Consider the following 13,535-nt stretch of genomic DNA (forward strand, 5'->3'; position numbering starts at 1 on the left):
CATATGCGTGTGGATCGCCGGATCGCTCCGCCTGCGCCATCGGGTCGCCCGTCTCCGTTGCTCCTCCCCGCCCTCCTCTGCGCCGCCGTTTTCGCGGCGCTGCCCGCGCATGCGGAAGGCCCGTTCACCGTGACGAGCGACGACCTGACGCCCGGCGCCCGCGTGCGGGCCGCGAACGTGTTCGACCGCGGCGACTGCAAGGGCGCGAACCGCTCGCCGCAACTCGCGTGGCACAACCCGCCGCCCGGCACGCGCGGCTACGCGGTCACGATCTTCGATCCCGACGCGCCCGGGCACGGCTGGTGGCACTGGGCCGTGGCCGGCATTCCGGCGACCGTCACGAGCCTGCCGGCCGACGCGAGCGCATCCGGCTTCCTGCGCCGCATCGGCGCGAGCGAGGCGCGCAACGACTACGGGATCGACGGTTACGGCGGTCCGTGCCCGCCGCCCGGCAAGCCGCATCGCTACGTGATCACCGTCTACGCGCTGAAAGGCACCGACCTGCGCGTGTCGCAGGGCCGCCCCGCGCCGATGTTCGAGCACGAGATCGGCACGCTCGCGATCGGCACCGCGCGACTCACGGTCACGTACGGGCAATAGCCGCGCGGTGCCTCGCCCGGCGGCGGCGCCGCGATTGCCTGCCGCCGCCAATTTCAGTATGCCGCGCGCGCACGTTGTCTCGTCATTTCGGCTTGCTAGACTCGTCGTCACCGGTCGCGGCATGCCCTGCCGCGCGACCGTCGCGCCGCCTGCCGGCGACGCGTGACGCGGCGAGCCGCGGCGGCCCGCCGTTCCCGTCCCTTTCCGGAGAACGCTTCATGTCGAACATCGTCATCGTCTATCACAGCGGCTACGGTCACACGCAGAAACTGGCCGAGGCCGTGCATGCGGGCGCGCAGGATGCCGGCGCGAACGTGCGCCTGATCGCCGTCGGCGACCTCGACGACGCGGGCTGGGCCGCGCTCGACGCGGCCGACGCGATCGTCTTCGGCGCGCCGACCTACATGGGCGGCCCGTCGGCGCAGTTCAAGCAATTCGCCGATGCCACGTCGAAAGCGTGGTTCACGCAGAAGTGGAAGGACAAGATCGCCGCGGGCTTCACGAACTCGGCGACGATGAACGGCGACAAGTTCTCGACGATTCAATATTTCGTCACGCTGGCGATGCAGCATGGGATGGTGTGGGTCGGCACGAGCCTGATGCCGGCGAACTCGAAGGCGGCCACGCGCAACGACATCAACTATCTCGGCGGCTCCACGGGCCTGCTCGCGCAGTCGCCGGCCGATGCGACGCCCGACGAGGGCCCGCTGCCGGGCGACCTCGAAACCGGCAAGGCATTCGGCCGGCGCGTCGCCGAAGCGACCGCCCGCTGGGACGCCGGCGCCCGCTGAGCACGCCCTCCCCCGGCCGCGCGCGTATCGGCGCGGGCGTCAAAGGGACACGAAGACGGCCGCCGGCCGTCTTTTTTCGTCCCGCGCGGCCCAGCGCCGCCGGATGACGTCTTAAAATGGCGGTTTCAGGGCGCCGCGGCTCCCGTTTCATCCAGTGAGAGCGAAATGAGCACCAAAGTTTTTGTCGACGGCCAGGAAGGTACGACCGGCCTCAAGATCTTCGAATACCTGTCGGCACGCAGCGACATCGAGATCCTGCGCATCGAGGAAGCGAAGCGCAAGGACGTCGACGAGCGCCGCCGCCTGATCAACGCGTCGGACGTCACGTTCCTGTGCCTGCCGGACGTCGCGTCGCGCGAATCCGCGTCGCTCGTCGAGAACCCGAACACCACGCTGATCGACGCGAGCACCGCGTTCCGCACGCATGCCGACTGGGCGTACGGCCTGCCGGAACTGACCCGCGCGCAGCGCGAGAAGATTCGCACGTCGAAGCGCATCGCGGTGCCCGGCTGCCATGCATCGGCGTTCGTGCTCGCGATGCGTCCGCTCGTCGACGCGGGCATCGTCGCGCCGACGTTCGCCGCGCACAGCTACTCGATCACCGGCTACAGCGGCGGCGGCAAGTCGATGATCGCCGAATACGAAAACGCCGCGCCGGGCGGCAAGCTCGCGAGCCCGCGCCCGTACGCGCTCGGCCTCGCGCACAAGCACCTGCCGGAAATGGCCGCGCACACGGGCCTCGCGAACGCACCGATCTTCACGCCGATCGTCGGCCCGTTCCTGAAGGGCCTCGCGGTGACGACCTACTTCACGCCCGAGCAGCTCGCGAAACGCGCGACGCCGCAGGACGTGCAGCGCGTGTTCGCCGAGTACTACGCGGACGAGGCGTTCGTGCGCGTCGCACCGTTCGACGCGGACGCGAACCTCGACGGCGGCTTCTTCGACGTGCAGGCGAACAACGACACGAACCGCGTCGACCTGTTCGTGTTCGGCAACGCGGAGCGCTTCGTCACCGTCGCGCGCCTCGACAACCTCGGCAAGGGCGCGTCGGGCGCCGCGATCCAGTGCATGAATCTCAACATCGGCGCGGCCGAGGACGCAGGCCTCAAACGCTGATTCAGCCTCGCATGCCATGCAAAGCCGGCCACTGGCCGGCTTTTTATTTACCCGTATCAGGCAATATATAAAACTCCGGATCGCGCATTTACAAATATTTACAAGCTTTCCATTGCGCGATTATCCGCGAATTAATCCAGCCCCTCCTTATCCAGTCAATCCCGAATAGGGATAAACCGGATACCCGTCAATTCAAACGTTGCCGTTATACGCGGGAAGGCGTTGCGAGAGCCTGCCGGGCGTCGCGCACGCCCCACTCCGGCAGCTTTCGACAGCCTGTCTCGCGTTTAAATTCTTACCAATTGCCTTATCAGGAAAGGATTCAATTGGCAGATCCCGTTTCAATCGCCTTTTTTAGACGGGTTCATCAATTGACAGCAAAAACACAGGCAGCGACATTAGCTCGCACAATTAAACGATTGGAGACAGCGGCATGTCGCACACCTTATCGAAGGGGGTGGCAACGGCCTTTGCCATTGCCCCTTTCCTGGTTGCATGTGGCGGGGGGGACTCCGGCGGCGCGCTCGCGCCGATCGATGCGCCCCAATGTTCCGGCTCGAGCTGCGGCCCGCAAGGGCAGCCGCCTTCGCAGCCGATCAACGGCGCATTGTGCCCGGCCAACGCGGACATCGTGAAGAGCACGTACCTCGGCGGTGCCGGTAGCGGCGAGATCGTCAGCGTCAACATCGACGCGGTCGCGATGACCTACACGCTCAAGTGGCTCGAATCGCCGATTCCGCTGAAGACGGGCACCGTCACGCCGAGCCGCGTCGGCACGACCATCACCGGCAAGGTCGTTCATCCGCCGACCGGCACGCTGCCGACCGCCGAGCAGACGCGCTGCGCGTTCGTCCTCACGCCGGGCACGGGCCCCGCGCCGGACGGCTCGACGTATTCGACGGCCGCCGACTTCAACCAGGCGAACCCGCCGATGCTGCTGGTCGGCATGGGTGTGGCGGGCGGCGGCATTCCCGGCGCGACGATCCAGTACGACGGGCTGACGATCATCCCAGGCGTCGTGCAGAACGTCGGCCAGGTGCCGAACCGTCACTTCGACTTCTATCCGTTCCTCGGCTTCGCGAACACGACGACCGACCTCTCGAAGCTGCCGGGCACGTACAACGCGCTGCTCTACCACCTCGTGCCGTCGGGCAATTACGCGACGAAGGGCTCGAACTCGAGCGAGACGTTCGATGCGAACGGCGCGTGCACGTCGAGCGGGGCGGGCGGCTGCCAGACGACCGGCGATCCGTGGAAGGCGAGCGCGAACGGCGGCTACTTCGACAGCGCCAAGGCGCCGCAGACACTGCCGCAGACGCAACTGCCGATCGTCGGCGCGACCGGCAAGTCGGCGACCGCGCACATGGTGATCGGCCAGCTCAACGGCGCGACGGTGCCGGTGATCGTGCGCACGGGCAACGTGAACCTCGGCACGCCGCCGCTGCACCTCGATGCGCAGGTCGACGACGAATCGGGCATCGCGGTGCTCGGCGCGGCGACGGCGATCACGTCGGGCGCGATCGACGGCGGCTACGCGGGCGCGGACTCGAACTTCAAGTACACGGCCGCGCTGATCCGCGGCGGCAATGCGTCGTTCATCAACCCGTCCACGCAGGCCGAGGAAGACGGCTTCACGCTCGACTACGGCCAGACGACGCCGGGCCTGCTGAACGCGAAGACCGCCCCGCCGAGCGGCGCGAGCTACCCGTCGGCATCGGGCGTGGTGATCGCGACGGGCGGGCTGTACGCGGCGTTGATCCAGGGCACGGTGAACGGCGGCGTCACGGCGACGTCGGCGAATTCGACGACGTCGTCGACCCCGTACTTCGGCGTGGGCGCGCAGATCAGCAAGTAGCGATCGAGGACGCGGCGGCCGGCCTGCCGCCGCGCGTTGCAGGGAAGGCACGAAGGCGCCCGGCACGGCGCGGGCAGGACGAGCACGACCAACAGAAGCGGCCGACAGGGAGCTGGCCGCCACACAAGACAAATCTGGAGGAGCAACATGAAGCGCAACCTCATTCTGGCGGCCGCTGCCGCCGCCCCCCTTCTTTCCGCTTGCGGCGGCGGCAGCGACAATCCGCCGCCGCTCGTCGAGGAGCGGCTTTGCCCCGCCACGCTCGACTACAACACCGTGTTCACGGGCGGCGCGGGCAGCGGCGAACTCGCGAAAGTCCAGCTCGACACGACCAGGATGACCTGGCAGGTCACCTATGTCGAATCGCCGGTGCCGCAAAAGACCGGCACCGTCGTGCCGACCCGCGCGGGCACGGTCGACAGCGGCACGCTCACGCAGGAAACGCTGCTGCCGACCAACAAGCTGAACCAGTGCGCGTTCCGCCTGAACGGCGGGAGCCTCGATGCGTCGCGTCCGGCGCGCATCTTCGTCGGCTTCGGCGTCGCGGGCGGCACGATTCCCGGCAAGGAGATCCAGTTCGACGGCGTGCTCGGCCAGGCCGCGGTGCCCGACACGAAATTCCCGTACTACCCGTTCATCGGCTTCTCGTCGATCGAAACGGACATCACGAAGGTCGCGGGCACGTACAGCCACATCGGCTTCGGCGAAGTGCCGTCGCAGAAATTCGCGCCGGCGTCGATCGACGCGAAGGTGACGATCAACGCGGACGGCACGTGGTCCAAGTGCGACACGACCGGCCAGTTCGCCGGCGGCGCGTGCACGCAGCAGGGCACGAACTTCGTGCAGTCGGCCGACGGCAGCGGCGCGTTCCAGTCGAACAACTACGCGAGCCAGATGAAGCCGACGCTGTCGGCCACGCCGCAGGGCAAGGGCTTCATGATCGTCGGCAAGCTGCGCAACCAGCTCGTGCCGATCCTCGTGCGCACGGGGGTCGCGAACCCGAACCCGACGCCGGACAGCAACGGCGTGCCGGGCCTGACCGCCGACGACGAATCGAGCATCTCGATCCTCGCGCCGCAGACGGCCGTCGCGGCCGGTTCGCAGAACGGCGAGTACATCGGCGTCGACAGCCAGTTCGATTACCGCACCACCGCGCTGATCGACAAGCAGGCCACGCTGCTCGATCCGTTCCAGCCGTCGCAGGCGTCGCTCACGCGAGTGCTCGACCTCGACTACACGCAGAAGGTGCCGGGCACGGTCACGACGATCCACACGGGTTCGGGCAGCACGTCGCCGACCGGCAAGTTCATCTTCTCGGGTGGCGTGTTCGGTTTCCTCGACAACGCGGGATCGACGCCGTATTTCACGATCGGCGCATTCGTCCAGTAAGCGGAGGGGAAAGCCGTGATGAAGAAAACCCTTCTCTGCGCGGCGGCCGGCGCCGCCGCCGTGGCGCCGCTCGCCGCGCACGCGCAGAGCGCCGGCAGCAACGTCGTCACGCTGGGCTGGTTCCACATCATGCCCCAGCAGAGCAGCACGCCGATGACGACCAACGTCGCGCCGACGCCGATCAACACGCCGCTGCGGCTGCCGCCGTCGTTCACGTCGGCAGGCACCGGGCTGCACACGAGCGGCGCCGACACGGTCGGCCTGACGGTCAGCCACTTCCTGACCGACCACATCGCGGTCACTTCGGTGGCCGGCGTGCCGCCGGTGTTCAAGGTGTCGGGCCAGGGCACGATCAAGCCGCCGGGCCCAGCGGGCGCGCTCGGCACGCAGAACATCGGGCTCGGGTCGGTCAACCCGATCGTGAAGAGCGTGCGGCAGTGGAGCCCGGCGGTGATCCTGCAGTACTACTTCGGGCAGGCAACCGCGAAATTCCGGCCGTTCCTCGGCCTCGGCGTGTCGTACAACTGGTTCAGCGCCCTGCAGCTCAACACGAACTTCATCAAGCAGACGCAGGACAACCTCGGCGCGATCCTCGCGGCGGGCGCGGGCAAGCCGGGGACGACCTCGGTGGAGGCGAAGGCGTCGTCGTCGTGGCAGCCGGTGTTCAACGCAGGCCTGCAGTACAACCTGACGGAACACTTCGGGCTGGTGGCGTCGGTGACCTACATCCCGCTGAAGACGACGTCGACGGTGACGATCAAGGCAGCCGACGGCTCGGTGCTCGCCGAGTCGAAATCGGATCTGAAGGCGGACCCGATCATCAGCTACGTCGGGATGACGTACAAGTTCTGAGCGCGGCGATGCCGGCGCGAATGGATGGCCGCGACACAATCGCAGGCAAAAAAAAAGCCCGCCTAAGTGGCGGGCTGAATCCATATCAGAGGAGACATGGAGGAGACAGGTGTCACTATAGCGAATCGGTTTCCGCAATGCAACATTTCCGTAGAGAAAATAAGGATTTTCCCTCGAACGCGGCCTCTAATTCACCGTGACGGCGCCTGACCCCTTTCCGTTCTCCCGTTCGAGCACCTCGCCCAATGCGTCGCGCAGCAGCGCGACAGGCCGCGTGAGACGGCCCGGCAACGTGCCGTGCACGATCCACACGTTGATCCGCGTTTCCAGCCCCGCCGTTTCCACCACCCTCAGCGCGTCGCGATGCGCGCTGCGCGCCAGCGCGTTCGGCGCGGCGATGCCGATGCCGGCGCCGCGCGCGACGAGCGACAACTGCAGCTCCGAGCCGAATGCCTCGACCGCGACGTCGAACGGCAGCCCGGCCGCGCCGAGCGCGCGGCTCAGCGCCGAGCGCATCCCGCAGCCGTCCTGGCTCAGCACCCACGGAAAACCCGACAGCGTGTCGAGCGACAGCGGGCCGTCCGGCAGCGGGAAATCGCGCGCGGCGACGAGCACCGTCGGCTGCGTGGCGAGCAGCGTCGCCGTCAACGCGTCGGGCAGCGCCGCGCTCGCCGGCACCATCACGGTCGCGACGTCGAGCGCGCCGCGCTCGATGCCCTGCACCAGCGCGGGCGACCAGCCGGCCGTCACGCGCAGCGTGAGGCGCGGGAACGCCTCGCGCAGCCGGTCGATCGGCCGCTCGAGCGCGAGCTCGGACAGGAACGGCGGCACGCCGATGCGCAACTCGCCCGACGGCTCGCCGTTCGGCGCGCCCGCCGCCATCAGCTCGTCGACCGCGCCGAGCACGTTGCGCGCGAGCGCGTAGACGTCGCGCCCGGCGGCGGTCGGCTTCAGCGGCTTGCTCTGCCGTTCGAGCAACGGCACGCCGAGCAGCGTCTCGAGGTTCTGCACACGCCGCGTCAGGCCCGGCTGCGTCAGATGGAGTTTCGCGGCCGCGGCCACCATCGACCCGCTGTCGACGACCGCGACGAAGGCCTGGAGATCACGCGTATTCAAAACAAACTCGCATAATCATGTTAGACATATTTCAATTGTCGCATAAACATCAGGCACCTAGGATGGGAATTCCTTCGACCCACCACCCGGCCTCCCGATGAACTGCCCTGCCAACCGTTGCCCCGCCCCCGTTTCCCCGTCCGTCGCCGCGCTGCCCGCGCTGAGCACCGGCATGACGCTGTTCTTCGCCGCGACGGTCGGCGTGATCGTGATGAACCTGTTCGCCGCGCAACCGCTGACCGGCCCGATCAGCGCGGACCTGCACCTGCCGCCCGGCCTCGCCGGCCTCGTCGCGATGCTGCCGCAGCTCGGCTACGCGGCCGGGCTCGCGTTGCTCGTGCCGCTGGTCGACCTGCTCGAGAACCGCCGCCTGATCGTCGCGACGCTCGGCGTCTGCGCGGCCGCGCTCGTGCTGCCCGCCTTCACGCGCTCGGGCACCGTGTTCCTGCTCTCGACGCTCGCGGCCGGCGCCGCGTCGAGCGTGATCCAGATGCTGGTGCCGATGGCCGCGTCGATGTCGCCCGAAGCTCAGCGCGGCCGCGCGGTCGGCAACGTGATGAGCGGGCTGATGCTCGGGATCCTGCTGTCGCGGCCGCTCGCGAGCCTGATCGCGGGCTCGGCCGGCTGGCGCGCGTTCTATCTGCTGGCCGCGCTCGCGAACGCGGCGATCGCCGTCGTGCTCGCGCTGCGCCTGCCGGCGCGCACGCCGTCGATCACGGCCAGCTACCGCGTGTTGCTCGCGTCGATGGGACGCCTGCTCGCCGACGAGCCGGTGCTGCGCCGGCATGCGCTGTCGGCCGCGCTCGCGATGGCCGCGTTCAGCGCATTCTGGACCGCCGTCGGGCTGCGGCTCGCGCAACCGCCGTTCGCGCTCGACCTGCACGGCATTGCGCTGTTCGCGTTCGCCGGCGCCAGCGGCGCGATCGTCACGCCGCTCGCCGGCCGCGCGGGCGACCGCGGCCACGGCGCGGCCGCGCAGCGGCTCGCGCACGGCACGATGCTCGCGGCCCTGACCGTGCTCGGGATCGCCGGCGCGGGCTGGTTCGGCTTCGATATGTACGCGCATCGCAGCCTCGCGCTCGCGCTGCTGGCCGGCGGCGCGGCGCTGCTCGACGCAGGCGTGATCGTCGACCAGACGATCGGCCGCCGCGCGATCAACCTGCTGAACCCGGCCGCGCGCGGACGCCTGAACGGGCTGTTCGTCGGGCTGTTCTTCATCGGCGGCGCGCTCGGCGCGGCGCTCGCGGGCAGCGCATGGGCATGGGGCGGCTGGAGCGCGGTGTGCGGCGTCGGGTTCGCGTTCGCCGGCGCGGCGGCCGGGTTCGGGCTGGTGGCCGGGCGCGCGGCGGGCGCCGCGGCGTTCGATCGCCCGCGTGCATAAGCGGGCAGCGGTGAAGCGGCGCTCGAAAGCCGAACGCCCCGCCCTCTCGCGAGGGACGGGGCGTTCGGTACGCCGGCGCGGGCCGGGAATCAGTGACGGACCAGCGCCATCATCGCGCCGAAGCCGACGAACAGCCCGCCCGTCAGCCGGTTGAACACCTTCGCGACGCTCTGGCTCTTCAGCGTGGCGCCGATGCGCGTGCCGAACGCCGCGTAGACGAGATACCAGCTCACCTCGATCACCGCGAACGTGACGACGAGAATGCCGAACTGCGGCAGCGTCGGCTCGGCCGCGTTGATGAACTGCGGCAGCAGCGCGGCCGCGAACAGGATCGCCTTCGGGTTGCTGCCCGCGACCAGGAAGCCGTTGCGGAACAGCGCCGCGCGCGATGCCGATGCCTGTTGCGACACGGCGTCGACGTCGGCCGCCGGCGCGTCGTCCACGCGTGCGCGCCACGCCTTCACGCCGAGATAGATCAGGTAGGCCGCGCCCGCGAAGCGCAACGCATTGAACATCGCCGGCCACGCTTCGAGCACCGCGCCGAGCCCGGCCGCGGAGACCGCGAGCATCAGCACGAGCGCGCTCAGGCAGCCGGCCATCGTCGCGGACGAACGCCGCAGCCCGTGCCGCGCGCCGTGCGTCATCACGAGCAGCATGTTCGGGCCCGGAATCGCCGACACGACGAATACCGTCGCCACGAAAAGCCACCACGTATGCAAGTTCATGACTGCCTCTGCCTGAAATGGACGGAAAACGAACTGCCGATTATGCCGTGCGTACGACGCTTGTGTCGCATGTCAGCGGCCGGCGCGGCGCAGCGCGGCTTCGCCGAGCACCGCGAAATCCTGGTCGCCGCCGCCGTGCGCGAGCGCGTCGAGCAGGCTGTCGCGCACGACGCTCGCGACCGGCAGCGGCACCGACGTCGCGTCGCCGGCCTCCAGCGCGAGCCGGACGTCCTTCAGCCCGAGCCGCGCCTTGAAGCGCGCGGGCTCGTAGCGCCGCTCGGCGATCATCGCGCCGTAGCCCTCGTAGACGGGCCCCGGAAACACGCTGCTGGTGATCACGTCGAGGAAATCGCGCATCGCGACGCCGTGCGCGCCCAGCAGCGCGGATGCCTCGCCGAGCGTCTCGATCGCCGACGCGAGCGTGAAGTTCGCGGCGATCTTCGCGACGTTCGCGTGCTGCGGCAGCGAGCCGAACCGCCAGGTCTTCTGGCCGATCGCGTCGAACAGCGGCTGCACGCGGTCGATCGCCTCGGCCGGGCCGCCGGCCATGATCGTCAGGCGCGCGGCGGCCGCGACGTCGGGCCGCCCCATCACCGGCGCGGCGACATAGTCGATGCCGCGCGACGCATGCGCGTGCGCGAGCGACTCGGCGAGCGCGACCGATACCGTCGCCATGTTCACGTGGATCAGCCCGCGCGGCGCCTGGGCCAGCAGCGCGTCGTCGAACACCGCGCGCGCGGCCGCATCGTCGCCGAGCATCGAGAACACGGCGTCGCCGCGGAACGCGTCGGCCGGCGTGTCGACGATCCGCGCGCCGAACGCCGCGAGCGGCTCGGCCCGCTCGCGCGAGCGGTTCCAGACCCGCACCGTGTGGCCCGCCTTCAGCAGGTTCGTCGCGATCGCCTGCCCCATTTCGCCCAGCCCGATAAACCCGAGATCCATCACCCGCTCCTTCGCTCCGTGAAGCCGCGAGTTAAACACAGATGCCGACGGTCTGCAGCGCCTGCCGCCTGCCGCCGACCGGCCGGCGCGGTGCGATACTGCACGAATGGCGACCGCGACCTTCCGCTTTCACGGCGAACTGAACGCCTTTCTCGCGCGCCCGCGGCGCGATCGGGCGTTCGCCCACGCGTGCGCGCGCGATGCGACGGTGAAGCACGCGATCGAGGCGCTCGGCGTCCCGCATACCGAAATCGGCCGGCTGTGCGTGAACGACGCGCCGGCCGCGCTCGACCGCCCGCTCGACGACGGCGACCGCGTCGACGTCTTTCCCGAGCGCGCGCGGCCGGCGGCCAACGGTCCCACCGGACTGCCGCCGGCGTCATGGCGCTTCGTCGCCGACGCGCATCTCGGCGGCCTCGCGCAATTGCTGCGCCTCGCCGGCTTCGACACCTGCTACGACAACCACTACCGCGACGACGAACTCGCGGCGCTGGCCGAGCGCGAGCACCGGATCGTGCTGACCCGCGACCGCGAGCTGCTCAAGCGGCGCGCGGTCGTGCGCGGCTGCTATCTCCATGCGCGGCAGCCGGCCGACCAGTTGCGCGAACTGTTCGAGCGGCTCGATCTCGCCCCGCACATGCGGCCGTTCCGGCTGTGCCTGCGCTGCAACGCGCCGCTGCATCCGCTCGACGCGGCCGCCGCCGCGCCGCGCGTGCCGGCGGGCGTCCGGCAGCGGCAGCGGCGCTTCGTCGCGTGCGACGTGTGCCGGCGCGTGTTCTGGGAAGGCTCGCACTGGCGGCGCATGCGCACGGTGGTCGACGCGATGCGCGCGCCGCCGCCCGTTCGGCTCGACGAACCGGGCGAATCCGACGAACCCGGCGAATTCGGCGCCTGAAAAACAAAACCCCGCATGCCGGAGCATGCGGGGCTGGCCGATCGATGGCCGGCAACGCCGGCCGTGGCGGCGAACCGCTTAGTTCTGCGTGCCTGCGTCGTTCGTGCCGGCGGCCGATGCGGCTGCGGCCTTCGCCTGGCCCTTCTTCGAACCGTGGTGCTTCAGCTGGTGCTTCGGCTTGCTGTGATCCTTCTTGGCCGGTGCCGATGCGGCAGCCGGCGTGTCGGCTGCCGGCGCGGACGCCTGTGCGAATGCCGAAACCGATGCGAGCGCGAATGCCGCGGCGATGATCGAAGCGAGCGTCTTCTTCATTGTTTTTCCTTTAGCGGAGAAAAAATCAAACGTACCGGTAATTAAAGATGCGAGGCATTCGCACCGGAGCCCCAGGCCGCGAGGCCGGCTTTCGCCGTTCCGTCGCGACGAAACCTGACGCACTGGTTCCATAACGCACCGCGTTCGCGGCAAGTTGACATGTTGCCTGCATCCTCGGGTTTTCCCGGGGGCCGCCGCGTCGCCCGGTACCGGCAAGCCGCCGTCGCACCGCGCCGCAAACCGGCTCGCGCGGCGCCGGGGCGACGCTTATACTGGCGTCCATCCGTCCCTTTCCCCGGAAACCGGATCGCGGCCGGTCGCACGACCGCCGCCGTCTCGAGGCGCTCAAATTGCCCGATCACAATCTGGACAAACTGAAAATCGACCGGCGTCCGCTCGCACCGGCGCCGCGCCGGCGCCGGTGGGCGCGCTATGCGTTCGCCGCCGCGCTCGTCGTCGTCGCGATCGGCGCCGGCCTCGCGCTCACCGGCCGGCCAAGCGTCGACACCACGTCCGTCACGTCCGCCTACCCGTACCAGAACGACACGCAGCTCAATGCGACCGGCTACGTCGTGCCGCAGCGCAAGGCCGCGGTCGCGTCGAAGGGCCAGGGGCGCGTCGAGTGGCTCGGCGTGCTCGAAGGCACGCGCGTGAAGCAGAACGAGATCATCGCGCGCCTCGAAAGCAGCGACGTGCAGGCGTCGCTCGGGCAGGCCCGCGCGCAGGTGCAGGTCTCCCGCGCGAATCTCGGCGTCGCGCAGGCCGAGCTCAAGGATGCGGAGATCGCGTTGCGCCGCACGGCCGCACTCGCGCCGCGCGGGGCCGTGCCGGCCGCGCAGCTCGACACCGACACGGCCCGCGTGAACAAGGCGCGCGCAACGCTCGCCAGCGACCAGGCCGCGATCGCGTCGGCCGAAGCGAACGCGCAGGCCGCGCAGGTGGCGGTCGACCAGACGGTGATCCGCGCGCCGTTCGACGGCATCGTGCTCGCGAAGCACGCGAACGTCGGCGACAACATCACGCCGTTCTCGTCCGCGTCGGACAGCAAGGGCGCGGTCGTGACGATCGCCGACATGGAAACGCTCGAAGTCGAGGCCGACGTCGCCGAATCGAACATCGCGAAGATCCGCGCGGAGCAACCGTGCGAGATCCAGCTCGACGCGCTGCCCGACATGCGCTTCGCGGGGCGCGTGTCGCGCATCGTGCCGACCGTCGACCGCTCGAAGGCCACCGTGCTCGTGAAGGTGCGCTTCGTCGACCGCGACGAGCGCGTGCTGCCCGACATGAGCGCGAAGATCGCGTTCCTGTCGAAGCCCGCGTCGCCGCAGGACCGGCAGCCGGTGACGGCCGTGCAGGCAAGCGCGGTGGTCGAGCGCGACGGCCGGCCGGTCGTGTTCGTCGTGAAGGACGACGCCGTGCATGCGGTGGCCGTGACCAAGGGCGCGCGGATCGGCGAGCTCGTCGCGGTGCGCGGCGTGAAACCCGGCGACACGGTCGTGCTCGCCCCGGGCGCGAAGCTGAAGGACGGCGCGAACGTGACCGTCGCGAAGAAGTAGCGCGC

13 protein-coding genes are annotated in these 13,535 nt (G+C 69.5%); 9 read left to right on the plus strand and 4 right to left on the minus strand.

Translation table 11 applies throughout. The features are described 5' to 3' along the window. Positions 1-3 precede the first annotated feature (3 nt). The 6 genes from QZM15_RS30240 (at position 4) to QZM15_RS30265 (ending at position 6,603) form a co-directional block, all read left to right on the plus strand. Positions 4-600, plus strand: a complete 597-nt coding sequence (locus QZM15_RS30240) for a YbhB/YbcL family Raf kinase inhibitor-like protein (RefSeq protein ID WP_302107816.1) — start codon at positions 4-6, stop codon at positions 598-600. A 218-nt stretch (positions 601-818) separates the two neighbouring features. Next, positions 819-1,391, plus strand: a complete 573-nt coding sequence (locus QZM15_RS30245) for a flavodoxin family protein (protein ID WP_011546661.1) — start codon at positions 819-821, stop codon at positions 1,389-1,391. A 165-nt stretch (positions 1,392-1,556) separates the two neighbouring features. Further along, entirely contained in the window at positions 1,557-2,507 is a 951-nt protein-coding gene (argC, locus tag QZM15_RS30250; protein ID WP_059578210.1) for an N-acetyl-gamma-glutamyl-phosphate reductase, read from the plus strand. Positions 2,508-2,940: 433 nt separating this feature from the next. Continuing rightward, positions 2,941-4,362 (plus strand): DUF2957 domain-containing protein, encoded by a 1,422-nt coding sequence (locus tag QZM15_RS30255; RefSeq protein WP_059578207.1) that lies wholly within the window; start codon positions 2,941-2,943, stop codon positions 4,360-4,362. Between the two features lie 147 nt (positions 4,363-4,509). Then, the gene (locus tag QZM15_RS30260; protein WP_302107817.1) at positions 4,510-5,751 is read left to right on the plus strand and encodes a DUF2957 domain-containing protein; all 1,242 of its coding nucleotides are present in this window, start codon (positions 4,510-4,512) and stop codon (positions 5,749-5,751) included. 18 nt (positions 5,752-5,769) lie between these two features. Further along, positions 5,770-6,603: an OmpW family protein gene (locus QZM15_RS30265; protein WP_060966385.1), complete on the plus strand. Its 834-nt coding sequence runs from the start codon at positions 5,770-5,772 to the stop codon at positions 6,601-6,603. Positions 6,604-6,789: 186 nt separating this feature from the next. Here QZM15_RS30265 and QZM15_RS30270 read toward each other — a convergent pair whose 3' ends face one another. After that, entirely contained in the window at positions 6,790-7,719 is a 930-nt protein-coding gene (locus tag QZM15_RS30270) for a LysR family transcriptional regulator (protein WP_059578201.1), read from the minus strand. 97 nt (positions 7,720-7,816) lie between these two features. Between QZM15_RS30270 and QZM15_RS30275 the strand changes: the two genes are divergently transcribed. Continuing rightward, positions 7,817-9,100: an MFS transporter gene (locus QZM15_RS30275; RefSeq protein WP_302107818.1), complete on the plus strand. Its 1,284-nt coding sequence runs from the start codon at positions 7,817-7,819 to the stop codon at positions 9,098-9,100. A gap of 89 nt (positions 9,101-9,189) precedes the next feature. On the opposite strand, the gene QZM15_RS30280 is transcribed toward QZM15_RS30275, so the two are convergent. Together QZM15_RS30280 and QZM15_RS30285 are read right to left on the minus strand one after the other, a co-directional pair. Beyond that, entirely contained in the window at positions 9,190-9,825 is a 636-nt protein-coding gene (locus QZM15_RS30280; protein ID WP_059643694.1) for a LysE family translocator, read from the minus strand. 72 nt (positions 9,826-9,897) lie between these two features. Continuing rightward, a complete protein-coding gene (locus QZM15_RS30285; protein ID WP_226094309.1) occupies positions 9,898-10,806 on the minus strand; it encodes an NAD(P)-dependent oxidoreductase in 909 nt (302 codons plus the stop codon). Between the two features lie 67 nt (positions 10,807-10,873). On the opposite strand from QZM15_RS30285, the gene QZM15_RS30290 reads away from it, so the two are divergent. After that, entirely contained in the window at positions 10,874-11,662 is a 789-nt protein-coding gene (locus tag QZM15_RS30290; RefSeq protein WP_302107819.1) for a Mut7-C RNAse domain-containing protein, read from the plus strand. A gap of 78 nt (positions 11,663-11,740) precedes the next feature. Here QZM15_RS30290 and QZM15_RS30295 read toward each other — a convergent pair whose 3' ends face one another. Then, on the minus strand, positions 11,741-11,974 hold the full coding sequence (locus QZM15_RS30295) for a hypothetical protein (protein ID WP_023477920.1): 234 nt from the start codon (positions 11,972-11,974) through the stop codon (positions 11,741-11,743). 350 nt (positions 11,975-12,324) lie between these two features. On the opposite strand from QZM15_RS30295, the gene QZM15_RS30300 reads away from it, so the two are divergent. Beyond that, positions 12,325-13,530 carry an efflux RND transporter periplasmic adaptor subunit gene (locus tag QZM15_RS30300; protein WP_059578187.1) on the plus strand — a complete coding sequence of 402 codons (1,206 nt, stop codon included), beginning with the start codon at positions 12,325-12,327 and terminating at the stop codon, positions 13,528-13,530. Positions 13,531-13,535: the final 5 nt, after the last annotated feature.

Origin of the sequence: Burkholderia sp. AU44665 (assembly GCF_030504405.1) — a bacterium.
GTDB lineage: Bacteria > Pseudomonadota > Gammaproteobacteria > Burkholderiales > Burkholderiaceae > Burkholderia > Burkholderia semiarida.

What these genes read in the sequence shown, in the direction of transcription:
- QZM15_RS30255 (WP_059578207.1), top strand. Translation starts at nt 2,941, where the DNA reads ATGTCGCACACCTTATCGAAGGGGGTGGCAACGGCCTTTGCCATTGCC.
- QZM15_RS30245 (WP_011546661.1), top strand. Translation starts at nt 819, where the DNA reads ATGTCGAACATCGTCATCGTCTATCACAGCGGCTACGGTCACACGCAG.
- QZM15_RS30280 (WP_059643694.1), bottom strand. Translation starts at nt 9,825, where the DNA reads ATGAACTTGCATACGTGGTGGCTTTTCGTGGCGACGGTATTCGTCGTG.
- QZM15_RS30240 (WP_302107816.1), top strand. Translation starts at nt 4, where the DNA reads ATGCGTGTGGATCGCCGGATCGCTCCGCCTGCGCCATCGGGTCGCCCG.
- QZM15_RS30275 (WP_302107818.1), top strand. Translation starts at nt 7,817, where the DNA reads ATGAACTGCCCTGCCAACCGTTGCCCCGCCCCCGTTTCCCCGTCCGTC.
- QZM15_RS30290 (WP_302107819.1), top strand. Translation starts at nt 10,874, where the DNA reads ATGGCGACCGCGACCTTCCGCTTTCACGGCGAACTGAACGCCTTTCTC.
- QZM15_RS30265 (WP_060966385.1), top strand. Translation starts at nt 5,770, where the DNA reads ATGAAGAAAACCCTTCTCTGCGCGGCGGCCGGCGCCGCCGCCGTGGCG.
- QZM15_RS30295 (WP_023477920.1), bottom strand. Translation starts at nt 11,974, where the DNA reads ATGAAGAAGACGCTCGCTTCGATCATCGCCGCGGCATTCGCGCTCGCA.
- argC (WP_059578210.1), top strand. Translation starts at nt 1,557, where the DNA reads ATGAGCACCAAAGTTTTTGTCGACGGCCAGGAAGGTACGACCGGCCTC.
- QZM15_RS30260 (WP_302107817.1), top strand. Translation starts at nt 4,510, where the DNA reads ATGAAGCGCAACCTCATTCTGGCGGCCGCTGCCGCCGCCCCCCTTCTT.